This window comes from Stenotrophomonas sp. SI-NJAU-1 (assembly GCF_020883215.1).
GTDB classification, from domain to species: Bacteria; Pseudomonadota; Gammaproteobacteria; order Xanthomonadales; family Xanthomonadaceae; genus Stenotrophomonas; species Stenotrophomonas indicatrix.
Genome location: NZ_CP086598.1, coordinates 483,599 through 510,134 on the forward strand (window position 1 = coordinate 483,599; position 26,536 = coordinate 510,134).

Sequence of the window (26,536 nt, forward strand, 5' to 3'; positions counted from 1 at the left end):
ATGGACGTATTCACGGCGTCCCCCGCAACCGGACCCACCCCGCCATCCCACGGATAGCCCGCTGTTGCCGTTGCTGTTGCTGTTGCTGTTGCCGTTGCTGTTGCCGTTGCTGTTGCCGTTGCTGTTGCCGTTGCCGTTGCTTCTGCGGGTGCCGGGCGCCGCCCGGCCGAACCCCCATTCACTCAGTGTTAGCGGCCGCAGCCGGATCATCCCGCCGCCATGCCCCTCCGTCCCGCCCTCGTCGCGCTGTTGCTGCTGTCTGGCCTGTGGCCAGGGCTGGCCGCTGCGCGCACGGTCTACCGCTGCGTGCAGGGCAACACCGTCAGCCTGGCCACCGCACCGGAGCCCGGCTCGCGCTGCACGCCGAAGGAGATCGACGACAGCGCCGTGCAGGCCCCCAACCTGTGGGGCAACATGGGCGTGTTCAGTGGCGTGCTGTACGAGCGCGAGCAGGACGGCAAGCTTGTCTACTCCACCCGCAACCTGCCCGGCTCGCGGGTGTTCCTGAAGTTCACCGTGGCCACACCGCCGGGCGAACCGGCGCATGAAGGCCTGGGCAAGGTCGGCAAGCCGCAGCTGGCCCAGCACGCAAAACAGTTCAAGGCGGCGGCCAAGGCCACCGGCGTGGACGATGCCTGGTTGCGGGCGATCGCCCACGCCGAAAGCAATTTCGACGCGCTGGCGGTGTCCAGCAAGGGCGCGCAGGGCGTGATGCAGCTGATGCCGGACACCGCGCTGGAATACGGCGTGCGCGACCCGTTCTCGCCGCAGCAGTCCATCGACGGCGGCGCCCGCTATATGCGCGCGCTGCTGCGCCGCTACAACGGCGACCGTCCGCTGGCAGCGGCGGCCTACAACGCCGGCATCGGTGCGGTGGCGCGCTACAAGGGCGTGCCACCGTATGCCGAAACCCTGGCCTATGTGGACAAGGTGATGGCCCTGTACACCCGCTATCGCGAGGCGATGGGCATCCGCATCGAAGTACCGGCGAAGTAGCCGGTGCTCAGCGCGATGTGGCGCTGCCCACCAGGTCGTAGCGCTCGATGCGACCGACGCGCGAGACTTCGGCCTGTACGTCGGCACGCTGTTTGAGCTCGCGCCACGCGGCATCGATGCGTACATCGCCCGGCAACGGGGGATACACGCGCATGTCCTGCAGGCTGGCCAGGGCATCGCTGCGTTCCAGCGGCGAGCGCAGTTGTTCGATCAGCACGGCTGCGGCCCCGTCCAGATCGCCTTCTTCCAGCAGCATCTCGCGATGGAACAGGCGCGCGTCCTGCCGCTGGTCGACGATGACCGCACGTGCTGCGGCGGCAGCGGCGGTATCACCGCGCTGGCGGGCAGCGGCGAATTGGATCACTGCCTGTGCGGCCTGGCCGTAGCCGCTCAGGTCGGTCAACACGGCCATCGCGGCGCCCGCTTCCTGCGCCTGGCCCAGTGAACTGAGCACGAAGGCGACGTTCATCTGGTGCTCCAGGCCATCCGGCCCAAGCGCGCCGATGCGGGCGGCGAGTTTCGCCGTCGCCAGCACTTCATCGGTACGCCCCAGACGACGCAGTGCCGCGACGCGGCTGTTGAGCAGCCACGCCAACCACTCCGCTCTGGCAGCGGACGGCGACTGTCCTTCCGCAACGGCCTCGGCCAGATCATCGGTCAGCGCCAGGACTTCCTCGTTTCGGTCCAGCATCAGCAGCGTGCTGCTGAAATCCACCAGGCGTGCATCGAGGTCATCATCCAGCAGGCCCGATAGACGCAGGGCATCCAGATGGCGCTGTGCGGCCTTGACCGGATCGAAGCGTGCATCGGCTCGGTCCACATAGCGGTCGAAGCGCTTGTCGCTGCGCAGGCGGATCAGTTCGGCCGGAGTGTCGATGCGTGCCAGCGTGGTCGGGATGGCGTTGCCGCGACCGTTGTCGGCCTGCAGCGTGGCCAGATCCAGCCACAGCCCGGTGGGTTCGGTGCCTGCGATCTTCCAGCCGTTGTCGAACAGCGCCTGCAGCAGCGCCATGCGCTGTACAGGCTGTTCACGCAGGTGGAACTGCAGGTAGCTGATGGCGTGATGGTCGATCGGCAGCGGGCCGTCGGCGTGCGCCAGCGCTTGTGTCAGATGCTCGACCGCCGCTGCCGGCTGGTCATCGTTGAGGTCCAGCGACACCAGTGTGGACAGGATGTACGCATCGCCCGGCAATGCCTGCAGCGCCTGCTGCAGATAGCGCCGTGCCAGCGCCGGCTGCTTCTGTTTTGCTGCTGTCCAGCCGGCAAACTGCGCGGCGCGGCCGCGGCGCTCGGCATCGAAGTCGGCCAGCAACGGGCTGTCCATCAGCCGTTCCATGGCGATCAGCGCGGCCAGCGTATTGCCGCGGCGGGACTGCTCGATGGCCGTATCCCACTGCTGCGCGTAGGCAGCGGGCGTCAGCGGCGCATTTGCCGAGGCGGTCACGCTGGTCAGTGCGGCAAGCAGCAGCACGAGGAGTAGGGTGCAGCGGGGCATGGGGGCCTCCGTCCATGGAGCGGACATTGAACCCGCTGCGGCAGCGCAGGACAAGCACCGTGACACGGCCCTGACCATCGGCCGTGGCGCTGCGTAGGCGCAGCGATTATCGTGCGTGGCTCTACATGCAAGCACAGGCAAACGGGACGATGGCGCGGTGGCAAGGGATGGCGGTGGGTGGAGTGGTGGTGGCAACAGCGCTGGCCCTGGCGGCCACGTGGTGGGAATTTCCCACCTCCAGCCCGCAGGCGCCGACAGGCCCAGTACCCACGCCGCTGGGGTGGACCGCACAGATCGAGCTGCTGGCCGGCGACGGCCATCCGGGTGATCGCGATGGCGCCTCGGCGCAGGCACGCTTCGCCGATCCCTACGCGCTGCTGGGCAGTGCTGACGGCAGCGTCTATTTCACTGATGCCGGTGACAACAACCGCATCCGCCGCCGGCTGGCCGATGGCCGTATCGAAACCTTGGCGGGGCAGGGTGAGGGACGTGTCGACGGACCTGCGCTGCAGGCCAGTTTCAATACCCCTTCGGGTATTGCCGCCGATGCGCAGGGCAACCTGTATGTGGCCGACACCGGCAATCATGCGATCCGCCGCATCAGCACCGACGGCCAGGTGACGACGCTGGCCGGCGGCCAGCAGGGCTTCGCCGATGGTCCTGCTGCCCAGGCGCGTTTCGATGGGCCGATGGGCATTGCCGTGGATGTGCAGGGACAGGTCTATGTGGCCGATACCTGGAACGACCGCATCCGGGTGATCGGTACCGATGGCAACGTGCGTACGCTGGCCGGCGGTGATCGCCCGGGCTTCGCCGATGCGCTTGGCACTGACGCTCGTTTCGATACACCGGTGGCGCTGGCGTTCGATGCGCACGGCGCACTGCTGGTGGCCGATCTGTTCAACAACGCGGTGCGTAGCGTCGGCGCCGACGGCATGGTCAGCACCGTCGTTGGCCGCGGGGAGGTCATCAATGGCCCGCTGTCACTGGCCACCACGCATGACGGCGTGCTGTACGTGGGTGACCTGGATGGACGCATCGTGCAGGTGACCCCGCAGGGGCATCAGCTGGCACTGCTGGGCAATGACCGCCTGCCACGCCTGGCGCGCCCCAGCGGTCTGGCGGTAGAAGCCGACGGCACCCTGCTGGTGGCCGATTCCGCGGCTTATCGCCTGCATCGCCTGCGCCCGTTGCCGGTGGGTGAACTGCCCGCACCGGCGCTGGTGGGCCCGGCCTCGGATGCGGCGCTGCCGGACAGTGGCGGGCGCTGGCCACTGGCACCGCAGGATGGCTGGCACGAAGTGGTGGGCACGCTCGGCGAGGTGCGCGGCACCTTCCAGGGTGAGAGCCGCCACCACCTGCACGGCGGCTTCGATGTGCGCGGCGATGTCGGCCAGACCGTACTGGCGATCGCCGAGGGCAAGATCAGCAGCCCGATTGCCGCCTGGAGCCTCGGTGGGCAGGCTGAGGGCCTGGCCGTGGACCGGTTGAAATACATCCACATGCGGGTCGGTCGCACGCCACGCGGCGAACCGTTCGACGCGCGCTGGCAGCCGCTGTACGCCGAAGACGGCATGCTGGAGCGCATCCGCGTGCGCCGTGGTACACGCATCCACGTCGGCGACCGCCTGGGCAGCATCAACAACCAGGCGCACGTGCACTTGGCCGTGGGCAATGGCGGTTTCGAGACCAATGCGGTGGCGTTGGGGTTCAAGGGCTATGCCGACCACTTCGCGCCGCGCATCACCGATGTGGCGCTGCTGGACGACAACGACCAGCCACTGGCCGCCGGCAGCGATGGCGTGATGATGCTGGCCCGGCAGGGACGCGGCGTGCAGATCGTGGTGGAGGCCTGGGACCAGGTGGACAACAACCTGCCGCGTCGCCGGCTGGGGCCGTACCAGGTGGGTTACCAGATCCTCGATGCCGCCGGGCAGCCGCTGCAGGGCTACGAGCAGCCGCGCTGGAACATCGTCTTCAACCGCATGCCACCGCAGAAGCAGGCGGTGAAAGTGGCTTACGCACCCGACAGCGGCATCACCGTGCATGGCAGCGCGGTCACCCGCTTCCGTTATCTGGTGACCAACACCGTGCGCGATGGGCTGATGGAAACCGGCCGCTGGCAGCCGGCGGCGTTGCCACCGGGCGAGTACATCGTGCGTGCCAGTGCGCGCGACTACAGCGGCAACGAAGGGGTCGGCCCGCGCGACATCAGGGTACGGCTGCTGCCATAGCCGCGGCCGGGGCGCCGCAGCGTTCGCGCTCGGCGTCCATGTCTTCCAGCGGCCGCACCTCGATGCTGCCGAAGCGGGCCCACGGAAAGCCCTGGGCGATACGCATGGCCTCATCGCGGTCACGGGCGACGATCAGGTTGAAGCCGGCCAGCAGTTCGCGGGTTTCGGCGAAGGGGCCATCGAGTACCCGGCTGTGGCCATCGCGCACGCGCAGGGTCTGCGCCGATTCGATCGGCTGCAGTTTCTGCGCGGCCAGCAAGGTGCCTTCGGCCTGCAGTTTGTCGGCATGGGCGAGGCAGTCGCGCATCAACGTATTGAAGTCGTCGATGGGCAGTGTGCGCAGCAGGGATGGGTCGATGTAGATCAGAAGCAGATACTGCTGCATGACGGAGTCCTGGCGGGGGCGGGGGTCCATGATCGCGCAGGTTTGCGCGGGGGCATGCTGCACTGCGAAAGGCAGAGCGGGAAGCGCGCCTTCGGCGGGGATCGGCGAACGGCGGGGCCCCTCCGTGGTGGGGTTGGTCGTGAAGAGCTGCATCTCTGCGGGTTGGCCGGGCGGGTGGGCTGCGCAGGGGACGCCGTGAATACGTCCTTGTAGGCTCGGGCGCGCCATCCATGGCGCTTACGCCCCTGCGCAACCCACCCGCCCGGCCACGGACAGGTTCCTGCGGCGTCCACCACGGGAAATCACAGGAAAAGGAAAACGCGGGTCGCTTCGCTCGCAAAGCGAAGGTTGCCAGCCAACCGCTTTTGCTGTTGCTGTTGCTTCTGCCTTTTTTCTTGATCTTCCCGTGGTGGATCGGCCACCGGAATCTGTCTGGGGCTGGGCGGGTGGGGTTGGCGGGGTATCCGCGCCATGGATGGCGCGGCTAAGCCTCCAGGGACGGATTCACGGCGTCCCCGCCAATCCCACCCGCCCAGCCTTCACTCGGAAACCCAGCTTTCAGCGACCAACCCCACCCCACCACGGAGGGGCCCCGCCGTTCGCCGATCCCCGCCGAAGGCGCGCTCTCCGCAGGAAAAATAATTCGCACGACGGTGTCGATTCCCGCACCCCTGGTTCGTTGTAAGAGGGAAGGGCACGCACCCGCAGCCCAGCGGAGACCGCAATGAAAGTGATGGTGATCGTCAAAGCCAACGCCGATTCCGAAGCCGGGCGCATGCCCAGCGAACAGGAACTGGCCACCATGGGCGCCTACAACGAACAACTGGTGGCCGCCGGCATCATGCTCGCCGGGGAAGGCCTGCATGCCACCCAGCGCGGCCGGCGCGTCCATTTCGGCGGTGGTACGCCCCGGGTCGAGAGCGGCCCGTTCGGCCCGGCCGGCGAGCAGATCGCCGGGTTCTGGCTGTGGGAGGTGCGCTCGCTGGACGAGGCCACCGAATGGGCCAGCCGTGCGCCCTTCGGCGCGGGCGGTGCCCTCGAACTGCGCCCGCTGATCTCGGCCGAAGACTTCGGCGAAGCCTTCACCCCTGAATTACAGCAGCAGGAACAGCGTCTGCGTGAGCAGCTCGACCGTGCCTGAGCGTGGCCGCGCATTCATCCCATCCTACGGAGCATTCCCATGAAACTGATTCCCTTCCTCGGCTTCAGCGGCCAGGCCCACGACGCAATGGCGTTCTATGCCAAGGCACTTGGCGGCCAGGTCACGTCGGAGATGAAGTACCGCGACATGCCGCCGTCCGACGGTTCGCCGGGCTGCAATGAAATGCCGGCCGACACCCTCGACCATGTGGCCCACAGCCAGCTGGAGATCGGCGCAGCGATCCTGATGGCGGCCGATGGTCCCGGTGGCGGCGAGGGCGGTTCGACCACCATCAACGTCGACGTGGACAGCATCGAAGAAGCCGAGCGCGTTTTCGCGGCGCTGGCCGAGGGTGGCCAGGTGCAGATGCCGATCGCCGAAACGTTCTGGGCGCACCGCTGGGGCATGTTGACCGACCGCTACGGCAAGCCGTGGATGGTCAACTGCATGAAGCAGCCCTGATCTTCCTTTTCTCCATCCATCGCAGGGAACCGCACCGATGAGTACACCGCAACCGCAGATGATCTTCGTCAACCTGCCCGTGCAGGATCTGGAAAAAGCCAAGGCGTTCTTCGCCGCGCTGGGCTACAGCTTCAACCCGGCCTTCACCGACGAGAACGCCGCCTGCATGGTGGTCAGCGAGAGCATCTTCGTGATGCTGCTGGTCAAGCCGTTCTTCCAGCAGTTCACCACCAAGGGCATCGCCGATGCGCATGCGCAGACCGAGGTGATCACCTGCCTGTCGGCTGACAGCCGCAAGGCGGTGGACGCCATGGTGGACAAGGCGCTGGCCGCCGGTGCCAGCGAACCGCAACCGGCGCGCGACTACGGTTTCATGTACCAGCGCGGCTTCCAGGACCTGGATGGGCATCTCTGGGAAATCGCACACATGGACGGCGAGCCGGGCTGACGGCCGCCGCAGGGAGAATCCCCATGGCTTACGTGGATGCTTACGTATTGCCGTGCCCGCAGGACAAGGTGGCGGCCTATCGCCGCCTTGCCCGCCAGGCCGGCGCAGTGTGGAAGGACCATGGCGCGCTGCAGTACATGGAATGCGTGGCCGATGACGTGCAATCCGGCAAATCGACCTCGTTCCCGCAGGCAGTGAAGCTCAAGCCGGGCGAAACGGTGATCGTGGCCTTCGTGGTGTTCCGCACGCGTGCCGCGCGCGACCGCATCAACAAGAAGGTGATGGCCGACCCGCGGCTGGCGCATATCGGCCCGAAGGACATGCCGTTCGATACCAAGCGCATGTTCTGGGGCGGCTTCAAGCCGATCGTGGAAGCGTGAACGCCGGCGCTTGTGCGGGCCGGGCCCGCATGCTGTGATCGGCGCATGCACGAGCCCGCCCTGAGCCAGCGCCTGGACACCCTCTGGCGGATGGAATCGCCAGTGTTGATCGCGCGCCTGGCGCGCCTGCTCGGCGGCGATGTCGGTCGTGCCGAAGAGCTGGCCCAGGACACCTGGCTGGCCGCGCTGGAGCGTTGGCCGGTGCAGGGCATCCCGGACAATCCTGGAGCCTGGCTGATGACCACCGCGCGCAACCGTGCCATCGATGTGCTGCGCCAGCACCGTCGGGTGGCGCAGCAGCATGCGCAATGGGGAGAGGAACTGCATCCGGCCGCATTGCCCGCGCCCGACGACAGCCAGGCACTGGAAGACGACATCGGCGATGACCTGCTGCGGCTGATGTTCGTGGCCTGCCATCCAGTCCTGCCTGCCGACGCGCGGGTAGCGCTGAGCCTGCGCCTGCTGGGCGGGCTGACCACGACCGAGATCGCCCGCGCGTTCCTGCAGCCGGAGCCGACCATCGCCCAGCGCATCGTGCGTGCCAAGCGCACGTTGGCGCAGAAGCAGATCCCCTATGAAGTGCCGCGTGCCGATGCATTGCCGGAGCGACTGGCCTCGGTGCTGGAGGCGATCTACCTGGTGTTCAACGAAGGCTATGCAGCCAGTGCAGGCGACGACTGGATGCGACCGGCGCTGTGCGCCGAGGCGCTGCGGCTGGCGCGCATCCTCGCCCATCGCATGCCGGTGCCGCCGGTACTGGGTCTGTTGGCGCTGATGGAACTGCAGGCCTCGCGCGCGGCGGCACGGGTGGATGCGCAGGGTGCGCCGATCCTGCTGGACCAGCAGAACCGGGCGCGCTGGGACTGGCTGCAGATCGAACGCGGGCAGCAGGCACTGGCGCGTGCGGTGTCGGCGGGCGGTGGCGATGACCCCTATGTACTGCAGGCGCGGATCGCTTTCTGCCATGCCAGTGCGCGGCGTGCCGAAGACACCGACTGGGCGCGCATCGCTGCACTGTATGCGCAGCTGCTGCAGGTGACGCCATCGCCGGTGGTGGCATTGAACCGGGTGGTGGCGGTGTCGCGCAGCGAAGGCGCGTTCGCTGCATGGGCACTGTTGCAGCCGCTGCTGGATGAGCCACGCCTGCAGGGCTACGCACCGCTGATGGTGGTGCGCGGCGAACTGCTGCAGCAGCTGGGCCGGGAGCAGGATGCGCGGGATGCGTTCGCCTCGGCGGCGGCGTTGAGCCAGAACCAGGCAGAGCGGACCCTGCTGCTGCACCGGGCCGGCCTGCCCTCAAGCAATTGAAGCGATCGGGATCCGGCACGTGATCGTGGTCGGTGAGCACCAGCGTGCTGCCTGAGGACGCTGTTCCGGCAGTTGCCGGGCCGCGGCGTGCGTCGCGCGCCATGCGGCCGAACCCCTTACACTCCAGAACGATTTCCCTGCTGGAGAGAGCAATGAAGCGAGTAGTACTGGGCGTGCTGGCCCTGTCGGTGTCGAGCGCACTGATGGCGGCCACCCCGAAATTCGATGGCGCGCGGATCTCCGCCGACGTCAAGGAACTGGCCTCCGACGCCTATGAAGGGCGCTCCCCGGCCACCGCCGGCGAGCAGAAGACCATCGCCTTCCTCAGCAAGCAGTTCGCCGATGCCGGCCTGCAGCCCGGCGGTGACCTGAAGGACGGCAAGCGCCTGTGGACCCAGGCCGTACCGCTGCGCAAGGGCGACATCGTCGGCACCCCGCAGCTGTTGCTGCAGCAGGGCGGCAAGACCATCGCGCTGGAGCAGGGCAAGCAGATCGCCGTGCGTGCAGCCATGAACGGCGCCACCAACGTGGATATCAGCAAGGCACCGCTGGTGTTCCTCGGCTATGGCGTAAAGGCGCCGGAGCGCAACTGGGACGACTTCAAGGGCGTGGACCTGAAAGGCAAGATCGCCGTCGTGCTGATCAACGACCCGGACTTCGAAACCGGCAAGGGCGACTTCGACGGCAAGGGCATGACCTGGTATGGCCGTTGGCCGTACAAGTACGAAGAAGGCGCACGCCAGGGCGCACTCGGTGTGCTGATCGTGCATGAGACCGCCCCGGCGTCGTATGGCTGGGCCACGGTGGCCGGCTCCAACACCAACACCATGTTCGACGTGGTGCGCGACAATCCGGCTGACAGTCATCCGCTGCTGGAAGGCTGGATCCAGCGCGATCTGGCAGTGGAACTGTTCCGCTCGGCCGGGCAGGATTTCGAGGCACTGAAGAAGAAGGCGCAGCAGCGCGACTTCACCCCGGTGCCGCTGACCGGCGCCAGCCTGGATGCGAAGTACGCGGTGAAGACCGAAGTGATCACCTCGCACAACGTGGCCGCGCGCCTGGAAGGCAGCACGCATCCGGACGAGACCGTCATCTACAGCGCGCATTGGGACCACATCGGCGTGGGCGAGCCCGACGCACGCGGCGACCGCATCTTCAACGGCGCGCTGGACAACGCCAGCGGCACCGCCTCGCTGATCGAACTGGCGCGTGGCTTCGCCAAGGCACCGCGTCCGCAGCGTTCGCTCGTGTTCCTGGCGGTAACCGCCGAGGAGAAGGGCCTGCTGGGTTCGGAGTACTACGCAACGCACCCGCTGTACCCGCTGGAAAAGACCGTGGCGATGATCAACATGGACGGCATGGCGCCGTTCGGCCCGTCGCGCGATTTCGGCATCTACGGCGCTGCGCGCTTCGAGCTGCTGGACCAGCTGAAGGACGTGGCCAAGGGCTGGGACATCCGCTACACGCCGGACCCGAAGCCGGAAGCCGGCCTGTTCTTCCGCTCCGACCACTTCCCGTTCGCCAAGCGTGGCGTGCCCGCGCTGTCGTGGTCGGCCGGGCAGGACTGGGTGGACGGTGGCGTCGCGGCGGGCAGGAAGGCGTCCGAGGACTACACCGCCAAGCGTTACCACCAGCAGGGCGACGAGTGGCAGCCGGACTGGGTGTTTGCAGGCGCTGCGCGCGACCTGGAAGTGCTGTACACCCTGGGCAACCAGCTGGCCAATTCGCGCAGCTGGCCGAACTGGAGCAGGGACGAGGCGTTCCGCGCCGTGCGTGACGCCAGCGCCGACCAGCGCAGATAAGGGAATGCGCCGGGCTCACCCGGCGCCTCCCCGGTTGCCGGCCGCTGGCCGGCAACCGGGGATGCTTCCGGAAGCGATGGGGAGCCGGCCAGCGGCCGGCACTACCAGAACCGGTTCCATCCACCCTTTCCCGGTCTTCGTCGCACATCGCTTGTTTGCCCGAAGGGCCGCTCTATGCTCGGCTCACCCCTTCCACCAAGGCGCCGCCGTGATCGCCAGCTTCTCCCTCATCATCCGTCATCTGCTGGCCTGGGCCGCGGCACTGTTCGTTGCCGGCATGGTCTGGAGTGGCATCTTCAGCGGCATGAACGACGGCCCGGGCTGGGTGTTCGGGCTGCTGGTGATGTTCCTGATGATCTCCGCGCTGGGCAGCGCGATCACCCACGTGCGCCGGGTCTGGCTGGTGGCCGGTCGCCTCGATGGCGCCACGTTGTCGGGCCGCCAGCGCCGGCAGATCGAACTGCCGATGGATGCCGGCCAGGCCTTCGCCGTGGTCGAGGCTGCCGTCGGCGAACTGCCGCGGGTGGAAGAGGTGGAGAGCTCTGCCGGCAGTCTGCAGGTGCGTGCCTATGTGCGGCGCGTCGACCTGTGGAACGGCAGGCAACCGTCGCGCTGGAACCTGCCGGCGCGGCTGGCGATCAAACGCAACAGCGTGCTGGCCACGGTAACGCCGGGGCAGGGCACCAGCACCGTCACCCTGCTGTTCGAACCGGACGCCGGCTGGTGGGCCGATCTGCTGGCACTGGATGAAGGCAGCAACTATGAGAACGCCGAGGCGGTGACCCGTGCGATCAGCCGCCGCGTGGCCGACCAGCGCCGCGACGAGCAGGCCGCTGCCGAACAGACCCAGGTGGAAAAGGAACTGTCGGTCGCGCGCTTGAACCTGCTGCACGCGCAGGTCGAGCCGCACTTCCTGTACAACTCGCTGGCCAATGCACAGGTGCTGACCCGCACCGACCCGGCGCGCGCCGAGCAGATGCTTGGCCACCTGATCCAGTACCTGCGCAGTTCGCTGCCGCAGGTGGACGAATCGGTTTCCACGCTGGGCGTGGAGCTGGAACGTACCCGCGCCTATCTGGAAATCCTACGCATCCGCATGGGTGCACGGCTGGCAGTGGAAGTGCAGGTGCCCACCGAACTGCACGAAGTGAAGCTGCCGGCGATGGCGCTGCAGACCCTGGTCGAGAACGCGATCAAGCACGGCCTGGAGCCCAAGCCCGGCGGCGGCACGATCTGGATCCTCGCGCGGGGTTTCGATGACCATGTCACCGTGACGGTCGCCGACGATGGGCTGGGTTTCGGACAGGGCACCAGCGGCACCGGCATCGGCCTGAAGAACCTGCGCGAGCGCTTGCGGCTGACCTGCGGCGAGCAGGCCGGGGTAGCGATCGTGGCCAATTTCCCCAGTGGCGTAGCCGCTACCATGACCCTGCCGCAGTCGGCCAAGGAGCCCAGCCATGCCGCTTGAAGCGCTGATCGCCGAAGACGAGGAGCTGCTGCGGCACTCGCTGGTCGAGCAGCTCGGACGCCTGTGGCCGGAGCTGAAGCTGGTAGCCGAATGCGAGGACGGTGCCAGTGCGCTGGAACAGCTGGCCGAGAAGCAGCCGGACATCGCCTTCCTCGACATCCGCATGCCCGGCATCAGCGGCATCGAAGTGGCGCGGTCATTGGCCGAACTGAGCCCGCGCACGCAGGTGGTGTTCGTCACTGCCTACGACCAGTACGCCATCGATGCCTTCGAGCAGGGCGCGATGGATTACCTGCTCAAGCCGGTCAGTGACGAACGGCTGCTGGCCACGCGCGATCGCATTCTTTCGCGGCTGCCATCCGCGCGGCAGGACGATGCGGTGCTGGAGCGCCTGCTGCAGCGCCTGGGTGCAGGCCCGGTCGTCAACGATCGGCCGCCCCTGGCCTGGATCACCGCCAGCAACGGCCGCGATACGCAGCTGATCATGCTCGACGATGTGATCTATTTCCGTGCTGACAACAAGTACACCACCGTGGTCACTGCCGCCGGCGAAAGCCTGTTGCGTACACCGCTGCGCGAACTGCTGGAAGTGCTTGATCCGCTGCACTTCCGCCAGGTGCATCGCTCGACCATCGTCAACATGAAGGCGGTGGCAGCGGTCAGCCGCGACGACACCGGGCGTGGCGTGCTGCGCCTGCGCCAGCGTGCCGAAACCCTGGTGGTCAGCCAACCGTTCATGAGCCTGTTCCGCGGCATGTAGCCGCAGCCATTGCCATCCACCGAGGAACGAACATGCGCCGTATCCTGCTTGCAGGTGTCGCCGTGCTGGCCATCGCCGGCTGCGAGAAGTCCAGCAGCACCTCCATCACCCGCACCAATGCCAATGGCGTGGACACGCTGTACAGCAAGAGCACGGTGGTCGATGGCGTGGCGCATTTCGAATGCATCGCCAGCAGCAGTGGCCAATGCCATTACCAGGTGCTGGCGCCGGGCTGCAGCACCGACACCGCCTGCGCGACGCCGCCGCTGCGCCGGTTCGCGGTGGCCACAGGCAAGACCGAACAGGTCAGCGGCCTGCCGAAGGACTTCCGCCAGTGCGTCAGCAACGTGCAGAAAGAACAATGCCACCGTGACTGAGCACGGTGGCATTGTGGCTCCCCCCGGATTGGGTCCGGCTCAGTAGGCCGGCTGCAGCGTCATGTCGTGATGGTGTTCGGTTTCACCGACATGATTCAGGCGACCTACCAGTTCGGAGTGCTGCTTCATGCGCCCGATCTCGGTCATGATGCGGATGTCCTCATGGCGCAGCTCGCGCCTGGAGGTGACCGCCTGCTTGTAGTCCAGCACTTCCGGATAATGTTCAGCCAGGTCCAGCGCTTCGGCCACGTGCTCGACGCTGTCGGCCTTGGAGGTGATGCGGGCGCGGCTGTTGAAGGCCTTCATCCAGCGTTCGAAGCCCGCTGTGCGGTCGAACATGTTGGCCATGAACCAGATCACGAACAGGATCGAGATCCACGAGCCGAACACCACGACCACGCGGGTGAAGGTGATGTGGTAATCGTCGCGCCACAGGTAATTGGTGATCAGGCCGAGGATCAGCAGTGAAGCTGCCTGCCATCCGACGATCGAAGCAATCAGCCACTGGCACTTGGCCTGGGCCAGCACCGCCACTTCATCGCGGATCTGCTGTTCGCTGAGGCTGCGCCAGTGCGCGACCTGTTTTTCGAACGGGCTGCTGTAGAGCTCGTTGTCGCGAAGCAGTAATCCCAAACCCTTGAACAAAGCAATCATGGCTGGCTCCTTGTGGAACGTGCGGCGATCTGCAGTGGACGGTGTGGCGGGTTCAGTTCTAGCACTTCCAGCGAGCGGTGCAATGGCCTCAAGGCCACGCGGCACAAGGGCTCAGCCTGAACAGGTGAATATTGTTGCGACGCAGCATTGCTCGCGTGGCCTGCGACAGGATGTCGCAGGGTGAAATGTGCTGCGCGCGCACATGAAACCGACGCTGAGCGGATGGGCTCGCTGTGCCGGTCGTGATCGACCAGAATCGGGGGGAACCGCGCAGGACGCGGTCCGTCCCTCCGCCGATCTGGACCTGTGATGCCGCCGTTGCTGCACCGTCTTTCCCGCCCCGTTACCGCGCCGATCCGGCGCTGGGTCCTGGATGCGTTTCCGCGCGGCCAGAGCGGCATCGACTACGACCATCCACTGGGCGATCCCGGCTGGTTCGGGCCGGACAGCGTGACCTGGCGGATGCACGCAGAGCTGCCGTCGATGCTGGCCGGCGGTCTGTGTGCCCTGATGCTGCAGACGCTGCATCCGCGCGCGCTGGCCGGTGTCTACGATCATTCCAATTTCCGCCAGGACCTGGTCGGCCGCCTGCGCCGCACCACGGCCTTCGTGGCAGGCACCAGCTACGCGCCGGCGCGCGAGGTGGAAGCGCTGGTGGCCAAGGTGCGGCACATCCACGCGCAGATCCGCGGGCATACCGCGCAGGGCGAGCCGTATGCCGCCGATGATCCGCACCTGCTGACGTGGGTGCACGTGACCGAGGCCTACGGCTTCCTGCAGGGCTATCGCCGCTACGGGCGCGAGGTGCCTGCCGCGATCGCCGACCGCTATTACGACGAGTACCGCTGCGTGGCCGAAGCGCTGGGCGCGGTGGACGTACCACGCAGCGCAGCGGAAGTGGATGCGTATTTCTGTGCACGGCAGCCGGAGCTGGTGGTGGACGAACGCTCACGCGAAGTGCTGCAGGTGCTGTCAGCCGTGCGCCTGCCGGTGCCGGTGCCCGGCCTGTCGCGCGAGATCTTCCTCGGGGCCGGTGCCGCGCTGCTGCCGGACTGGGCCGAGGGCATGCTCGAGCGCAGCACGCGCCAGCGTGCGCAGGCCGCAGCTTCGGCGAAGCTGATGCAGGGCATGGCGCCGCTGTTCCGCCGCGCGCTGCCCGACGGCTTGGCGAGCCGCGCCTGCGCCCGCGTGGGTGTGCCGGTGGAATCGTTGCGCGAGTGGCCGGCATTGCCCCGGTAGGCGCCGACCTTGGTCGGCGCGCCTTGCCGCGGTGCCCATCCACGCCACGTGTGGATGGCGAAAAACTGCCAACCAAGGTTGGCGTCTACCCATGGAAATAAAACGGGCGCCTTTCGGCGCCCGTCTGCGTTACATCACCACACCTTGACCCGCTTGTCCGGGGCCAGGTACAGCTTCTGGCCTTCCTTCACTTCAAACGCCGGGTACCAGGCGTCGATGTTGCGCACCGTCAACGCGCGGAACTGGCCCGGTGCATGCACGTCGGTCAACAGCGAATTGCGCAGCGCCTGCTCGCGGCTCTTGCTGCGCCAGGCCTGGGCGAAGCCGAGGAAGAAGCGCTGGTCCGGGGTGAAACCTTCCAGGGTCTGGCCCGGCTTGCCCTGTAGCGACAGCTGGTAGGCGTCGTAGGCGGTACCCAGGCCGGCGACATCGGCGATGTTCTCGCCCAGCGTCAGCTTGCCGTTCACATGTACACCCGGGAACGGCTCGTAGCTGCTGAACTGCGCGGCCAGTGCATCGCCGGCCGCGTTGAACTGCTTGAGGTCTTCGGCCGTCCACCAGTTGTGCAGCTTGCCGGTGTCGTCGAACAACGCACCGGCGTTGTCGAAGCCATGGCTGATTTCGTGGCCGATCACCGCGCCGATCGCACCGTAGTTCACTGCGTCGTCGGCGGCACCGTCGAAGAACGGCGGCTGCAGGATCGCCGCCGGGAACACCAGGCGGTTTTCCAGCGGCACGTTCATCGCGTTGATGGTCTGCGGCAGCATCGCCCACTCGCTGTGGTCGACCGGCTTGCCCAGCTTGGCGATGTTGCGCTGGTACTCGAACAGCTCGGCGCGCTGCGCATTGCCCAGCGGATCATCACGACGGATGTCCAGGCCACTGTAGTCGCGCCACTTGTCCGGATAGCCCATGCCCACGGTCAGGCCGGCCACCTTGGCCTTGGCGCTGGCCTTGGTCTGCGGTGACATCCAGGCCAGTGCATCGATGCGCTTGGCGAAGGCGGCGATGATGTTCTTGGCCATCTCGTCGGCACGTTCCTTGGTCCTGGCATCGAAGTGCTTTTCGACGTAACGCTTGCCGATGGCCTCGCCGACGGCATGGTTGGCGTCATCCACGGCACGCTTCCAGCGGTCGCTCTGCTGCGGCGTACCGCTCAGCGCGGTGCCGTGGAAGGCGAAGCGCGCGTCGGCGAACTTCTTCGGCAGGTAGGCAGCGGCGCGGTCCAGCGCGTGGAAGGTCATGTAGTCCTTCCAGGCATCCAGCGGCTCGGTGGCCACCAGCTTGGACAGGCCGGCCACAGCCTTGGGCTGCCACACGATGAAGTCCTGCTGCTGGCCAAGCCTGGCAGCGTCCAGGAACGCGGCCCAGTCCATGCCTGGGGCCTTGGCGTTGAAGTCGGCCTGGGTCCAGGGGTTGGCGCCCTTGGTCACGTCATTGGTTTCTTCCTGCGTGGCATGCGCCTGGGCGATCTTCGTTTCCAGCGCCAGGATGCGCTGCGCCTTGCCGGCCGGGTCGGCCACGCCGGCCAGCTGCAGTACCTGCGCGATGTAGGCCTGGTACTGCTTGCGCAGCTCGGCCATGCGGCCACCGCCCAGGTAGAAATCGCGGTCGGGCATGCCCAGGCCGCCCTGCACCAGGTACGGCGCGGTACGGTCCGGCTGCAGCAGGTCCACCGACACCCACAGGCCGAACAGGCGGTCGGTGTAGAAGTTGGTGGCATTGAGCAGGTCGACGTCGGCGCGCACGTCGCCGCCGAGGGCGCGGGCCAGGCCGGCCTTGTCGGCGATCGCATCGATGTTCTTCAGCTGCGGCTGCACCGGTGCCAGACCGCGCTGCTCGATGCCGGCCTCGTCCATGTAGGCGGCGTAGTAGTCGCCGATCAGCTTGTCTTCGCCGCTGGCCTGGGCGTTGCCGGCAGCGCCTTCCAGGATCGCGCGGGTGTCGGCCTGGGTCTTCTCGGCAATCACGTTGAAGCTGCCGAAGCGCGAGCGGTCGGCCGGAATTTCGGTGTTCTTCACCCAGCTGCCGTTGGCGAAACCAAAGAAGTCGTCACCGGCGGCGATGCTGCGGTCCATGCCACTGGCATCGAAACCGAAGCTGCCCAGCATCGGCTTGGCGGCAGCAGGGGGCGCCTCGGCCGGTGCGGCGGTGCCGGCGGCCGGATCGGCCGGGCGGTCGCAGGCGGCCAGGGACAGGCTGGCAACGATGGCCAGTGCCAGGGTGGGGCGGCGCAGCTTGGACATGGACTTCTCTTGCGGCGGAAAACTCCAAGTCTAATCCGCTGCGGGCCGGCTGGACGTGCTCGGCAAGGCCAGCATTGTGCGTGATCTGGCTGAACACGCCGCAGCGATCTTCACGCGGTCACTGGCGTGGTGCATGCTGCGGGCTGGATGTCTGCAGCACCTGGGGGAGGGCGCATGCAGGACGGGTCGAGGCGTCAAGAATGGCGTCCGCCGGCCGTTGAGGTCGGGGATGTGGAGGAATCGTTCGCGCATGAAGCCAGCCGACTGCACAGGGAAGACCGACCGATGCCGGCGCTGAGACACGCGCTGGCCCGGCCGTTGCGTGCCATTACCTGGGGCGGCGTGGTGCTGGGCGTGCTGCTGGCGGCAGGCCTGGCCGCGATGCTGGCCAACGATTATCAGCGCCGGCTGGAAGCCGCGCAGCGGCAGAGCCGGGCGTTGGCGGTAGGCAGCGAACGCCTGCTGGCACTGGAGCTGCGCAACCTGGAACGGGCGATGGCCGGCATCGCCGCCGATGCGGCCGAGCTGTTCCGCACGGTGCCTGCGCAGGCGCCTGCGCTGGTGGACGCCGCCATGGCCGGCGTGCTGCGCCGGCACGCCGAACTGCACAGCATCGTCGTGCTCGATACCTATGGCCGCGCCCTGACCGCCGACAAGGGCGACCTGCAGCTGCCACTGTGGACCGATCCGCAGCGACGGGGGCAGGGAAGCGCGCTGTACATCGGGCCGCCGCAGCGTGCCAGCGACGGTGGCTGGGTGGTGCCGCTGGCGCTGCCGATGGCCGGCGATCGCTGGCTGCTGGCGCGGCTGCGCTGCGGTGAACTGCAGCGGATCGTGGGCGGGCTGGATGTGGGGCCCAGTGGCCTGGCCTCGATCAGCGACGCCGACGGCTACATGCTGGCCCGTGTGCCAGACCCGCATGGCACCGTCGGCCGCCGTTACCCGCTGCCGGCACGCACGCTGCTGGGCCGGCAGGCAGTGGTCGAGCTGGGCAGCATCCCCGGCGCGGTGGACCAGATACCGCGCATCTCCACCATCAGCACCCTCGAGCACAGCCCGTTGGCGGTGCAGGTCGGCCTGGCCGACGACGACGTGCTGGCGCCGTGGTGGCCGTATCTGCAGGCGGCGATCGCCATCATGCTGGCCTACGTGGCGCTGCTGCTGGTGCTGCTGTATGCCGTGCGCCGCAGCACGCACCGGCAACAGTCGATGGCCGAAGAACTGCGCACCGGCCACGCCGAGCTGCGCCTGGCCCATCAGGTGGGCCGGGTATGCACCTGGTATGTCGACGAAGACGCTGCGCTGCTGCGCTGGTCACCGCTGGCGCGCGAGATCTTCGGCGTGCAGACCGACGCGCTGCCGGTGGCCGAATTCTTCGCCCGCGTGCACCACGATGACAGCGCACGCATGCAGCGGGCCTTCGACCAGGCCTTCGCCGGCAGCGCAGTACTCGACGAAGAATTCCGCTTGGTGCTGCCCGGTGGTGCCGTGCGCTGGGTTGCCGCGCGCGGCCAGCGGGTGGCGGTGGCCGACCGGCAGCGGCGCATGATCGGCGCACTGACCGACCTCAGCGAGCGCTACCAGGCGCACGAACAGATGCGCCAGGTGGAACGCCGCTTCCGCCTGCTGTTCGATCGCAACCCCGCGCCGTTCTGGGTGTTCGATCCGGACACCCTGCGCTTCATCGAGGTCAACGAGGCGGCGGTGCAGCAGTACGGCTACAGCCGCGATGAATTCCTGGCGATGAGCATCCTCGACATCCGCCCGCGCGAGGGCTGGGACGAGGTCAAGGGCGCGATCGCGCAGGTGCGCAGTGGTGAACTGCAGGACGCTGCGGTGCGCCTGCACCAGCGCAAGGATGGCACGGTGTTCGAAGTGCGCGTGCACCTGTCGCAGCTGGATTTCGATGGCCAGCCCGCGTGCCTGGTACTGGCCGAGGATGTCAGCGAACGGCTGGCCTACGAACGCGACCTGGCCTATCACGCACGCCACAACCCGGCCACGGGCCTGCTCAACGTGCGCGCCCTGAGCGAACAGCTGGACGAGCAGGCCGGCGCCTACACCATCGCCTATGTGCAGCTGCGCGGGCTGCAGCTGGTGGCCGATACGCTGGGCCGCGAGATCGGTGATGCGGTCCTGCAGTCGATGGCCTCGCGACTGGGTGGGCTGGGCGCGCGCTTCGGCCTGCTGGCGTTCCAGCCGGCGGAGGATTTCGTGCTGGCGATCGCGCCGGAACACAACACCCAGCGCGTGCTGGACGATCTGCTGCAGATCGTCTCGGCACCGATGCGCGGCCAGGATTCGCTGCACCAGTTCGAACCCCGCATTGGTGTGGCCGTACATGACGCCGATGCAGGCCACAGTGCCGAACAGGCGATCGGCATGGCGGCGCAGGCGGCGCACGCGGCCCGCGCCGAAGGCAACGTGGTGGCCTGGTTCGATGCGGCGGTGACCATCCGCCTGGCCGACCGCCTGCGCCTGGCCGGGCGCATCCACGCGGCCATCGACAACGAATTCCAGCTGTACTTCCAACCGATCCGGCACGCCAGCGATGGCAGCCCGGCGTCACTGGAAGCCCTGCTGCGCTGGCCGCAGGCCGACGGCAGCTTCATCCCGCCCAGCGAGTTCATCCAGTTGTGCGAGGACACCGGCCTGATCCTGGCGTTGGGGCGCTGGGTGATCCGCGCGGCGGCACAGGCGCAGCGGCGTCTGGTCGAAGCCGGCTGGGGCGAGCTGTCGATCGCAGTCAATGTGTCGGCGGTGCAGTTCTTCAACAGCGATCTGGTGGCCGAGTTTGCCCGCGCGCAGCAGGATTTCGGCCTGGCCCGTGGTGCACTGCACGTGGAGCTGACCGAGAGCAGCCTGATGCGCAAGCCGGCACAGGCGATGCAGACCATGCAGCGCTTGCACGAGCAGGGCATCCGCGTGTCGCTGGACGATTTCGGTACCGGCTACTCGAGCATGTCCTACCTGCAGCACCTGCCGCTGGACGTCCTGAAGATCGATCGCAGTTTCGTCGCCGACGTGGAGACCAATCCGCGCAACGCGTCGATCTGCCGGGCACTGCTGTCGCTGGGCCACAGCATGGGGCTGACGATCATCGCCGAGGGCGTGGAAACGCCGGGACAGCTGGACTGGCTGGCCGCACATGGCTGCGACCAGGTGCAGGGCTACCTGCTGGGGCGGCCGGCACCGCTGGAAAAGATCATCGCGCAGCTGGATGAGGTTGTCGCCTAGGCCGCGCTTCGCGCTCGCCGGGCATGGCCCGGCGCTACCGTGTCATGGGCGTGCTTCGCGCTTCGCCGGGCATGGCCCGGCATTACCGTGTCATGGGCGCGCCGCTGGTAGCGCCGGGCCATGCCCGGCGGACGCACGCTTACACCCCGGTTTCCACCAGGTAGTCGATGAAGCTGCGCACCTTGGGGGCGAGATGGCTGCGGCTGGTGTAGACGGCGAAGATGCCGATCGGCTCAGCTTCCCATCCGGGCAGGATGCGCACCAGGCGGCCATCGGCCAGCGCCTCGTGCAACAGGAAGTCCGGCTGCAGGATCACGCCCATGCCGGCAATCGCGGCTTCGCGCAGGACGTCGCCATTGTTGGCACGCAGCAGGGTGGTCACTGCAACCTTCACTTCGCCACCCGGTCCCTGCAGGGGCCAGTGGTCGCCGGTGGCCCAGTAGCTGTAGCCGAGGCAGGCATGGGTCTGCAGATCCTCGGGGGCCTGCGGTGTTCCGTGTGCGGCCAGGTAGGCCGGTGCGGCACACAGGCTGATCCGCGATTGGCCCAGGCGCCGCGCGATCAGGCTCGGGCCCGGTTCGCGGGTGATGCGGATGGCCACGTCGTAGCCTTCTTCGACCATGTCCACCAGGCGGTCGGACAGCGCCAGGTCCAGTTCGACCTGTGGGAAGCGCTCGCGGTAGCCGGCCAGCAACGGACCGAGGCGGGCGATGCCCCAGCTGACCGGTGCGTTGATGCGCAGCGTGCCGGACGGCTCCAGCGCCTGTGCGCCGATGCTGGCCTCAAGCGCATCGAACTCGGCCAGCAGGCGCACGCACTGCGCGTAGTAGGCGGCACCGGCGCTGGTCGGGCTGACCCGGCGGGTGGTGCGGTGGAGCAGGCGGGTGGACAGGCGCTTTTCCAGTGCGGCGACCTGGCGGGTGACACCGGCCGTGGACATGTCCAGCGCCTGCGCGGCGGCGCTGAAGCCGTTGCGTTCGACCACCGCGACGAACACGCGCATGGCATCCAGGGTGTCCATTGTTGCGCCTTCTGAAATAAATACGGTCGATTCATCGTATTTATCGGCTGGTGGGGACGCAATAACCTGTGGCCCGTCCCTTGCGAGCTGCGTCGGCCCCGCTGCGCTGGCCCCCTGTGGATTCCTGTCTTTGGAGAAGATCATGTCCCGCCTGCCTTCGCTGTACATCTCCCATGGCTCGCCGATGACCGCCCTGCATCCGGGCCAGGTCGGCGTGCGGCTGGCCGAGCTGGCCCGCGACCTGCCGACCCCGCGTGCAATCGTCATCGCCTCGGCGCATTGGCTGGCCCGGCAGCCGCTGGTCGGCAACCATCCGCAGCCGCCCACCCTCCACGATTTCGGCGGCTTCCCACGCGAACTGTTCGCGCTGCAGTACCCGGCGCCCGGTGATCCGGCGTTGGCTGAAGAGGTGGCGGGCCGCATCGCCGCCGCCGGCCTGCCGGTGGCACTCGATCCGCAACGTGGCCTCGACCACGGCGCGTGGGTGCCGCTGCGCCTGCTGCACCCGCAGGCCGACATCCCGGTGGTGCCGGTATCGATCCAGCCGATGCTGGGCCCGCAGCATCAGTTCGCGCTGGGCCGTGCGCTGGCGCCGCTGCGCGAACAGGGCGTGCTGCTGATCGGCTCGGGCAGCATCACCCACAACCTGCACGACTGGGGCCACTACCAGGACGGCAAGCAAGCGCCCTACGTGCGCCCCTTCATCGACTGGGTGGAGCAGCGGCTGGCCGCAAATGACCGCGATGCCCTGTTCGACTACCGCCGACAGGCACCGTTTGCCGAGCGTGCGCATCCCACCGATGAGCATCTGCTGCCGCTGTACTTTGCGATGGGTGCGGCGGGGGAGGGTGGCTTCGGTGCCAAGCGCATCGATGCGGGTGTCGATGCCGGCTTCCTGGCGATGGACCTCTACCGCTTCGATGGTGCCGACCGCGCTCAGGACGCGGCATGACCCCGTCGCTGCTGCCAGGGCTGGAACGCCCTGCACAAGGACGCGTGCAGGGCCGGTGGGCAGTGCTGCATGACGACGTGGCCAGCACGCCGGCCTGGATCGGGCGGCGCTTGCTGTCGCGGTCCTGACGCGCATTCAGATGGCTGGCCGCAGTGGCGGCCTGCTGTGTTAAGTTTTTTCCCGTCCCCCGGCGCACTCCGGTTTTTCCGGCCCCACGCGCCGCTCCTGTGGAAGAAGCATGCACACCATCGAAGTCGTCCTGGCGATGCTGGTGGCCGTTGTCGCCAGCGGTTACCTGGTTCGCGTCCTGCCATTCTCGTTGCCGCTGCCGCTGGTGCAGATCGGCCTCGGCGCGGTGATCGCCGGGGTATTCAACCGTGGCCATGCACTGGAACCGGAAGTGTTCTTCCTGCTGTTCCTGCCGCCACTGCTGTTCCTCGATGGCTGGCGCATTCCCAAGCAGGGCCTGTTCCGCGACAAGGGCGCGATCCTCGAACTGGCGTTCGGGCTGGTGGTGTTCACCGTGATCGGCGCGGGCCTGCTGATCCACTGGATGATTCCGGTGATGCCACTGGCGGTGTGTTTCGCGCTGGCCGCGATCGTGTCACCGACCGATCCTGTGGCGGTCGGCGCGATCGCTGCCAAGGCACCGATTCCCAAGCGCCTGATGCACATCCTGGAAGGCGAGTCGCTGCTCAACGATGCCTCCGGCCTGGTCTGCTTCCGCTTCGCGGTGGCGGCGGTGATGACCGGTACCTTCTCGTTGGCGACCGCCTCGCTGACCTTCGTGTGGGTGGCGGTGGCCGGCCTGGCCGTCGGCGTGGCGGTCACCCTGGGCGTGTCCACGTTCCAGCGCTGGCTGTGGCGCCGTTTCGGCGAAGAGCCGGGCGCGGCGATGCTGGTCAACCTGCTGATCCCGTTCGCGGCGTACCTGCTGGCCGAAGAGATCAATGCTTCGGGCATCCTCGCTGCGGTCGCAGCGGGTATTTCGATGAGCTACGTGGAAATGACCGGCCGTGTCTCCGGCAGCATGCGCGTGCAGCGCGCCGGCGTCTGGAACATGCTGCAGTTCAGCTTCAACGGCATCATGTTCGTGCTGCTGGGCGAGCAGCTGCCGGGCATCGTCGAACGCGCCACCACCACCATGAACGAGAGCGGCCACCAGAGCGCATGGTGGCTGCTGGTGTACGTGCTGGTGATCAACGCGACGCTGATCGCGCTGCGCCTGCTGTGGGTGTGGCTGTCGCTGCGCTGGAACCTGCTGCGTGCGCGTCGCCGCGGCCTGGAGCGTGGCGAGGCACCGAACTGGCGCATCGTGGTGGCCACCTCGGTGGCGGGTGTGCGTGGTGCGATCACCCTGGCCGGCGTGTTGACGCTGCCATTGTTCCTGCCCGATGGCAGCCCGTTCCCGGCACGCGACCTGGTGATCTTCCTGGCTGCTGCGGTGATCCTGTGCTCGCTGGTCGGCGCCAGCGTGGCGCTGCCGCAGCTGTTGAAGGGCCTGCAGCTGCCGGCCGATTCGGGTGAGCGCAAGGAAGAGGATCTCGCCCGCAAGCTGTCCTCGAAGGCCGCGTTGGCGGGCGTGGAGCGCATGCGCCAGCAGCTGGTGCTGAACCAGAACACCGAGAACGTGCAGCTGTACAACGACGCCGCATCGCGGGTGAGCCTGCTGTATCAGCGGCATCTGGACCGCGACAACCCCGACGTGGACCCGGAGAAGGTGAACCGGATGGAGATGGGCTATCGCCAGCTGCGCAGCGCCGGCCTCAATGCCGAACGCGAGGAACTGTTCCGGCTGACCCGCCGCGGCGTGGTGTCGGACGAGATCGCACGGCGGCTGATCCGCAACCTCGACCTGCTGGAATCGCGCAAGCGCGAGTGACCGTACAGCGGCAGTGCCGGATCAGCCCGGCGGCGGCTGCCGGTGGGTGCGGACCTTGGTCCGCACACCTTTCAGCCCTTACTCCGGCTTCTGTTCCAGGAAATACGCCTCGACCTTGCCCTTGACCTTGATGGTCATCGGGTTGCCGCGACGGTCACGGGCCTTGCCGGCCTGCACGCGGATCCAGCCTTCGCTGACCGAGTATTCCTCGACGTTGTCGCGCTCGACATCGTTGAAGCGCACGCCGACGCCGCGCTCCAGGGCCTGCGCATCGTGGAAGGGGCTGGCCGGGTTGATCGCCAGGTGGTCGGGAGGGGTATCGCTCATCGCTTCATTCACAGTGACGGCCACCACGGCCGGCTTCAGCGGTACAGGATAAACCGTAGAATGCCCCCCTGCTCCCGAGGACGTTCCGCCATGCCTGACAACAGCGACTATTTCGACTTCGAGGAAGACGCCCACGATTTCGACGAGGACGACTTCGAGGCGCGGGTCTGGAACCTGCTCGTGCTGATCAACCCCGGTGACGAAGAGCTGGCCCTGCAGCAGTTCAACCGCTGGCGCGAGCATCTGGCCGAGGACGGCCAGCCGCTGGAAGCCGACAGCGACTGGCTGCCGGCGCTGTTCACGGCCATCGCCTGGCAGTCGGGCTTCGAGGTCGAGCGTGATGATTTCGATTCGCTGCAGTCGGCGGTGAACGAGCTGTCGGCGCGCTTCAACCTGCAGCTGGACTGGGGCGGCGACCTGGACGACGAGGATTTCGCCGCGGACCTGGATGGGGTGCAGCTGATGAGCACCGCCTTCGACCGCCTGCGCGAGCACAACTACACGCTGTGGAGCGTGGATGCCGGCAACGACGGTTTCAGTGGCTGGATGGCGCTGACCCGCGATGACGACGCCCTGCTGGCGCTGTGCTCGCTGCTGAACGTGGAAGTGCGCCTGGGCAGTGACCCGTTCTGAGATTCACCGGTAGCGCCGGGCCATGCCCGGCGGCTCCCCGCCGCGCTGCGCGCTCGCCGGGCGCGGCCCGGCGCCAGCCTAGGGCCGGTATTGCGCCCTGGCGTTGGCGATCACCGCCTTCACCTGTGCCCGGTCCACGTGCCGGGAGATGGCGACCGCGCCCAGCGCGAGTGCCTGCGCACGCAGTTCGGCGGTGACATCGTAGTGTGCCCCGCTGGCCTTGTTCTGGAAGGCCCGTGGAGGAATGCCGAGCTGCGCCGCCATTGCGTGCAGCTCGGCCAGGGTATCGGCCATCAGGTGCGCCCAGCGCTGACCGCGCCAGGGATGCACCGCGTCATCGACGTAGACCGACACCGCCGCCGCCGGATCAGGCCTGCGGCTTGCCGTCGGCGTCGGCGGCCGGAGTGGCCTCGGCGTCGGCAGCGCCTTCGGCGCCGGCAGTGTCTGCAGCCGCTTCATCCGACGCGTCGCCTTCAGCGGCTGCGTCTTCAGCCTGCTCGCTGGCGAACTCGGCCACCAGCTTGTCCAGGTATTCCTCGGCGGTCTGGCCCGCTTCTTCGGCCAGGGTGTCGAGCAGCTTCTGCATCAGCTCGGAATATTCCAGGGTGACCTTGCGGCCTTCGGCTTCCTGCACGTTGGACAGGTGCTTGAGCATGGCCAGCATCGGCACCGGGTTGTCGGCGTTGCCCATGGTCTGGCCGCCGATGGCCAGCAGCCACTCGCGGCCCTGCAGGCCGATGGCGGCCACGGCCTGGCCGTCTTCGTTGACCAGCACGGCATGGTTCTGCACCTGCTGCTGGGCGTTCAGACGGAGGAACGGACGCTTGGTCTGCTGCTTCTTGCGCTTGTCGCGCTTGGCCTTGGACAACTTGGACATGGGGGTGTGATCACCTGGAGTCGGAAAGACCGCCATTGTACTGGGTGCCGCGCGGCGCGCTCGCCGGGCATGGCCCGGCGCTACCCTGGTGCGTCCGGATGCGCGCTCGCCGGGCATGGCCCGGCGCTACCTCGGTGTGTCCGGATGCGCGCTCGCCGGGCATGGCCCGGCGCTACCCTGGTGTGTCCGGATGCGTGCTCGCCGGGCATGGC

Annotated in this window: 25 protein-coding genes; 17 read left to right on the forward strand and 8 right to left on the reverse strand. The window is 67.6% G+C overall.

Going from position 1 to position 26,536, the window contains the following annotated elements:
• Nucleotides 1–219 precede the first annotated feature (219 nt).
• Nucleotides 220–996: a lytic transglycosylase domain-containing protein gene (locus tag LMF57_RS02170; RefSeq protein WP_180831602.1), complete on the forward strand. Its 777-nt coding sequence runs from the start codon at nt 220–222 to the stop codon at nt 994–996.
• A 7-nt stretch (nt 997–1,003) separates the two neighbouring features.
• Here the strand turns inward: LMF57_RS02170 and LMF57_RS02175 are convergent, their stop codons facing one another.
• On the reverse strand, nt 1,004–2,491 hold the full coding sequence (locus LMF57_RS02175) for a hypothetical protein (RefSeq protein ID WP_229290658.1): 1,488 nt from the start codon (nt 2,489–2,491) through the stop codon (nt 1,004–1,006).
• Nucleotides 2,492–2,640: 149 nt separating this feature from the next.
• On the opposite strand from LMF57_RS02175, the gene LMF57_RS02180 reads away from it, so the two are divergent.
• On the forward strand, nt 2,641–4,725 hold the full coding sequence (locus LMF57_RS02180; RefSeq protein WP_229290659.1) for a gluconolaconase: 2,085 nt from the start codon (nt 2,641–2,643) through the stop codon (nt 4,723–4,725).
• On the opposite strand, the gene LMF57_RS02185 is transcribed toward LMF57_RS02180, so the two are convergent.
• Nucleotides 4,703–5,110 carry a YciI family protein gene (locus LMF57_RS02185; RefSeq protein ID WP_049464203.1) on the reverse strand — a complete coding sequence of 136 codons (408 nt, stop codon included), beginning with the start codon at nt 5,108–5,110 and terminating at the stop codon, nt 4,703–4,705. The two genes, LMF57_RS02180 and LMF57_RS02185, sit on opposite strands and share 23 nt — an antisense overlap.
• 724 nt (nt 5,111–5,834) lie before the next feature.
• Between LMF57_RS02185 and LMF57_RS02190 the strand changes: the two genes are divergently transcribed.
• The 9 genes from LMF57_RS02190 to LMF57_RS02230 all read left to right on the forward strand — a co-directional run bounded on the left by LMF57_RS02190 (nt 5,835) and on the right by LMF57_RS02230 (nt 13,256).
• Nucleotides 5,835–6,251: a YciI family protein gene (locus LMF57_RS02190; RefSeq protein WP_117309414.1), complete on the forward strand. Its 417-nt coding sequence runs from the start codon at nt 5,835–5,837 to the stop codon at nt 6,249–6,251.
• 39 nt (nt 6,252–6,290) lie between these two features.
• Complete coding sequence (locus LMF57_RS02195; protein ID WP_025878381.1) at nt 6,291–6,713, forward strand: VOC family protein; 423 nt, start codon at nt 6,291–6,293, stop codon at nt 6,711–6,713.
• A 37-nt stretch (nt 6,714–6,750) separates the two neighbouring features.
• Nucleotides 6,751–7,161: a VOC family protein gene (locus tag LMF57_RS02200; protein ID WP_025878382.1), complete on the forward strand. Its 411-nt coding sequence runs from the start codon at nt 6,751–6,753 to the stop codon at nt 7,159–7,161.
• 23 nt (nt 7,162–7,184) lie between these two features.
• Nucleotides 7,185–7,541, forward strand: a complete 357-nt coding sequence (locus LMF57_RS02205; RefSeq protein WP_229290660.1) for a DUF1428 domain-containing protein — start codon at nt 7,185–7,187, stop codon at nt 7,539–7,541.
• A 45-nt stretch (nt 7,542–7,586) separates the two neighbouring features.
• Entirely contained in the window at nt 7,587–8,849 is a 1,263-nt protein-coding gene (locus LMF57_RS02210; RefSeq protein WP_229290662.1) for an RNA polymerase sigma factor, read from the forward strand.
• Between the two features lie 152 nt (nt 8,850–9,001).
• On the forward strand, nt 9,002–10,651 hold the full coding sequence (locus tag LMF57_RS02215; RefSeq protein WP_229290664.1) for a M28 family metallopeptidase: 1,650 nt from the start codon (nt 9,002–9,004) through the stop codon (nt 10,649–10,651).
• Between the two features lie 208 nt (nt 10,652–10,859).
• Entirely contained in the window at nt 10,860–12,119 is a 1,260-nt protein-coding gene (locus LMF57_RS02220) for a histidine kinase (RefSeq protein WP_132826077.1), read from the forward strand.
• Entirely contained in the window at nt 12,109–12,879 is a 771-nt protein-coding gene (locus tag LMF57_RS02225; RefSeq protein ID WP_229290665.1) for a LytTR family DNA-binding domain-containing protein, read from the forward strand. The genes LMF57_RS02220 and LMF57_RS02225 overlap by 11 nt, the downstream gene beginning before the upstream one ends.
• 32 nt (nt 12,880–12,911) lie before the next feature.
• A complete protein-coding gene (locus tag LMF57_RS02230) occupies nt 12,912–13,256 on the forward strand; it encodes a hypothetical protein (protein ID WP_229290666.1) in 345 nt (114 codons plus the stop codon).
• Between the two features lie 39 nt (nt 13,257–13,295).
• On the opposite strand, the gene LMF57_RS02235 is transcribed toward LMF57_RS02230, so the two are convergent.
• Nucleotides 13,296–13,910 (reverse strand): hypothetical protein, encoded by a 615-nt coding sequence (locus tag LMF57_RS02235; protein ID WP_117309421.1) that lies wholly within the window; start codon nt 13,908–13,910, stop codon nt 13,296–13,298.
• 309 nt (nt 13,911–14,219) lie between these two features.
• On the opposite strand from LMF57_RS02235, the gene LMF57_RS02240 reads away from it, so the two are divergent.
• The gene (locus tag LMF57_RS02240) at nt 14,220–15,149 is read left to right on the forward strand and encodes an oxygenase MpaB family protein (RefSeq protein WP_229290669.1); all 930 of its coding nucleotides are present in this window, start codon (nt 14,220–14,222) and stop codon (nt 15,147–15,149) included.
• Between the two features lie 134 nt (nt 15,150–15,283).
• Here the strand turns inward: LMF57_RS02240 and LMF57_RS02245 are convergent, their stop codons facing one another.
• The gene (locus LMF57_RS02245; RefSeq protein WP_229290671.1) at nt 15,284–17,395 is read right to left on the reverse strand and encodes a M13 family metallopeptidase; all 2,112 of its coding nucleotides are present in this window, start codon (nt 17,393–17,395) and stop codon (nt 15,284–15,286) included.
• Between the two features lie 174 nt (nt 17,396–17,569).
• On the opposite strand from LMF57_RS02245, the gene LMF57_RS02250 reads away from it, so the two are divergent.
• The gene (locus LMF57_RS02250; RefSeq protein WP_229290672.1) at nt 17,570–20,632 is read left to right on the forward strand and encodes an EAL domain-containing protein; all 3,063 of its coding nucleotides are present in this window, start codon (nt 17,570–17,572) and stop codon (nt 20,630–20,632) included.
• 139 nt (nt 20,633–20,771) lie between these two features.
• Here LMF57_RS02250 and LMF57_RS02255 read toward each other — a convergent pair whose 3' ends face one another.
• Nucleotides 20,772–21,653 (reverse strand): LysR family transcriptional regulator, encoded by an 882-nt coding sequence (locus LMF57_RS02255; protein WP_229290673.1) that lies wholly within the window; start codon nt 21,651–21,653, stop codon nt 20,772–20,774.
• Nucleotides 21,654–21,795: 142 nt separating this feature from the next.
• Between LMF57_RS02255 and LMF57_RS02260 the strand changes: the two genes are divergently transcribed.
• The 3 genes from LMF57_RS02260 to LMF57_RS02265 all read left to right on the forward strand — a co-directional run bounded on the left by LMF57_RS02260 (nt 21,796) and on the right by LMF57_RS02265 (nt 24,487).
• Nucleotides 21,796–22,605, forward strand: coding sequence for a class III extradiol ring-cleavage dioxygenase (locus LMF57_RS02260; protein ID WP_025878399.1), 810 nt, complete (start codon nt 21,796–21,798; stop codon nt 22,603–22,605).
• Entirely contained in the window at nt 22,602–22,733 is a 132-nt protein-coding gene (locus tag LMF57_RS20155) for a hypothetical protein (RefSeq protein WP_267491784.1), read from the forward strand. The genes LMF57_RS02260 and LMF57_RS20155 overlap by 4 nt, the downstream gene beginning before the upstream one ends.
• 110 nt (nt 22,734–22,843) lie before the next feature.
• Nucleotides 22,844–24,487 (forward strand): Na+/H+ antiporter, encoded by a 1,644-nt coding sequence (locus LMF57_RS02265; protein ID WP_025878400.1) that lies wholly within the window; start codon nt 22,844–22,846, stop codon nt 24,485–24,487.
• A 78-nt stretch (nt 24,488–24,565) separates the two neighbouring features.
• Here LMF57_RS02265 and LMF57_RS02270 read toward each other — a convergent pair whose 3' ends face one another.
• A complete protein-coding gene (locus tag LMF57_RS02270) occupies nt 24,566–24,814 on the reverse strand; it encodes a DUF3297 family protein (RefSeq protein WP_025878401.1) in 249 nt (82 codons plus the stop codon).
• A gap of 90 nt (nt 24,815–24,904) precedes the next feature.
• Between LMF57_RS02270 and LMF57_RS02275 the strand changes: the two genes are divergently transcribed.
• A complete protein-coding gene (locus LMF57_RS02275) occupies nt 24,905–25,447 on the forward strand; it encodes a hypothetical protein (RefSeq protein ID WP_093821360.1) in 543 nt (180 codons plus the stop codon).
• 78 nt (nt 25,448–25,525) lie between these two features.
• Here the strand turns inward: LMF57_RS02275 and LMF57_RS02280 are convergent, their stop codons facing one another.
• Nucleotides 25,526–25,801, reverse strand: a complete 276-nt coding sequence (locus LMF57_RS02280) for a DUF4031 domain-containing protein (RefSeq protein ID WP_059065859.1) — start codon at nt 25,799–25,801, stop codon at nt 25,526–25,528.
• A 13-nt stretch (nt 25,802–25,814) separates the two neighbouring features.
• On the reverse strand, nt 25,815–26,324 hold the full coding sequence (locus tag LMF57_RS02285) for a hypothetical protein (protein WP_132826065.1): 510 nt from the start codon (nt 26,322–26,324) through the stop codon (nt 25,815–25,817).
• Nucleotides 26,325–26,536: the final 212 nt, after the last annotated feature.

What these genes read in the sequence shown, in the direction of transcription:
- LMF57_RS02170 (WP_180831602.1), top strand. Translation starts at nt 220, where the DNA reads ATGCCCCTCCGTCCCGCCCTCGTCGCGCTGTTGCTGCTGTCTGGCCTG.
- LMF57_RS02175 (WP_229290658.1), bottom strand. Translation starts at nt 2,491, where the DNA reads ATGCCCCGCTGCACCCTACTCCTCGTGCTGCTGCTTGCCGCACTGACC.
- LMF57_RS02180 (WP_229290659.1), top strand. Translation starts at nt 2,641, where the DNA reads ATGGCGCGGTGGCAAGGGATGGCGGTGGGTGGAGTGGTGGTGGCAACA.
- LMF57_RS02185 (WP_049464203.1), bottom strand. Translation starts at nt 5,110, where the DNA reads ATGCAGCAGTATCTGCTTCTGATCTACATCGACCCATCCCTGCTGCGC.
- LMF57_RS02190 (WP_117309414.1), top strand. Translation starts at nt 5,835, where the DNA reads ATGAAAGTGATGGTGATCGTCAAAGCCAACGCCGATTCCGAAGCCGGG.
- LMF57_RS02195 (WP_025878381.1), top strand. Translation starts at nt 6,291, where the DNA reads ATGAAACTGATTCCCTTCCTCGGCTTCAGCGGCCAGGCCCACGACGCA.
- LMF57_RS02200 (WP_025878382.1), top strand. Translation starts at nt 6,751, where the DNA reads ATGAGTACACCGCAACCGCAGATGATCTTCGTCAACCTGCCCGTGCAG.
- LMF57_RS02205 (WP_229290660.1), top strand. Translation starts at nt 7,185, where the DNA reads ATGGCTTACGTGGATGCTTACGTATTGCCGTGCCCGCAGGACAAGGTG.
- LMF57_RS02210 (WP_229290662.1), top strand. Translation starts at nt 7,587, where the DNA reads ATGCACGAGCCCGCCCTGAGCCAGCGCCTGGACACCCTCTGGCGGATG.
- LMF57_RS02215 (WP_229290664.1), top strand. Translation starts at nt 9,002, where the DNA reads ATGAAGCGAGTAGTACTGGGCGTGCTGGCCCTGTCGGTGTCGAGCGCA.
- LMF57_RS02225 (WP_229290665.1), top strand. Translation starts at nt 12,109, where the DNA reads ATGCCGCTTGAAGCGCTGATCGCCGAAGACGAGGAGCTGCTGCGGCAC.
- LMF57_RS02230 (WP_229290666.1), top strand. Translation starts at nt 12,912, where the DNA reads ATGCGCCGTATCCTGCTTGCAGGTGTCGCCGTGCTGGCCATCGCCGGC.
- LMF57_RS02235 (WP_117309421.1), bottom strand. Translation starts at nt 13,910, where the DNA reads ATGATTGCTTTGTTCAAGGGTTTGGGATTACTGCTTCGCGACAACGAG.
- LMF57_RS02240 (WP_229290669.1), top strand. Translation starts at nt 14,220, where the DNA reads ATGCCGCCGTTGCTGCACCGTCTTTCCCGCCCCGTTACCGCGCCGATC.
- LMF57_RS02245 (WP_229290671.1), bottom strand. Translation starts at nt 17,395, where the DNA reads ATGTCCAAGCTGCGCCGCCCCACCCTGGCACTGGCCATCGTTGCCAGC.
- LMF57_RS02250 (WP_229290672.1), top strand. Translation starts at nt 17,570, where the DNA reads ATGCAGGACGGGTCGAGGCGTCAAGAATGGCGTCCGCCGGCCGTTGAG.
- LMF57_RS02255 (WP_229290673.1), bottom strand. Translation starts at nt 21,653, where the DNA reads ATGGACACCCTGGATGCCATGCGCGTGTTCGTCGCGGTGGTCGAACGC.
- LMF57_RS02260 (WP_025878399.1), top strand. Translation starts at nt 21,796, where the DNA reads ATGTCCCGCCTGCCTTCGCTGTACATCTCCCATGGCTCGCCGATGACC.
- LMF57_RS20155 (WP_267491784.1), top strand. Translation starts at nt 22,602, where the DNA reads ATGACCCCGTCGCTGCTGCCAGGGCTGGAACGCCCTGCACAAGGACGC.
- LMF57_RS02265 (WP_025878400.1), top strand. Translation starts at nt 22,844, where the DNA reads ATGCACACCATCGAAGTCGTCCTGGCGATGCTGGTGGCCGTTGTCGCC.
- LMF57_RS02270 (WP_025878401.1), bottom strand. Translation starts at nt 24,814, where the DNA reads ATGAGCGATACCCCTCCCGACCACCTGGCGATCAACCCGGCCAGCCCC.
- LMF57_RS02275 (WP_093821360.1), top strand. Translation starts at nt 24,905, where the DNA reads ATGCCTGACAACAGCGACTATTTCGACTTCGAGGAAGACGCCCACGAT.
- LMF57_RS02285 (WP_132826065.1), bottom strand. Translation starts at nt 26,324, where the DNA reads ATGTCCAAGTTGTCCAAGGCCAAGCGCGACAAGCGCAAGAAGCAGCAG.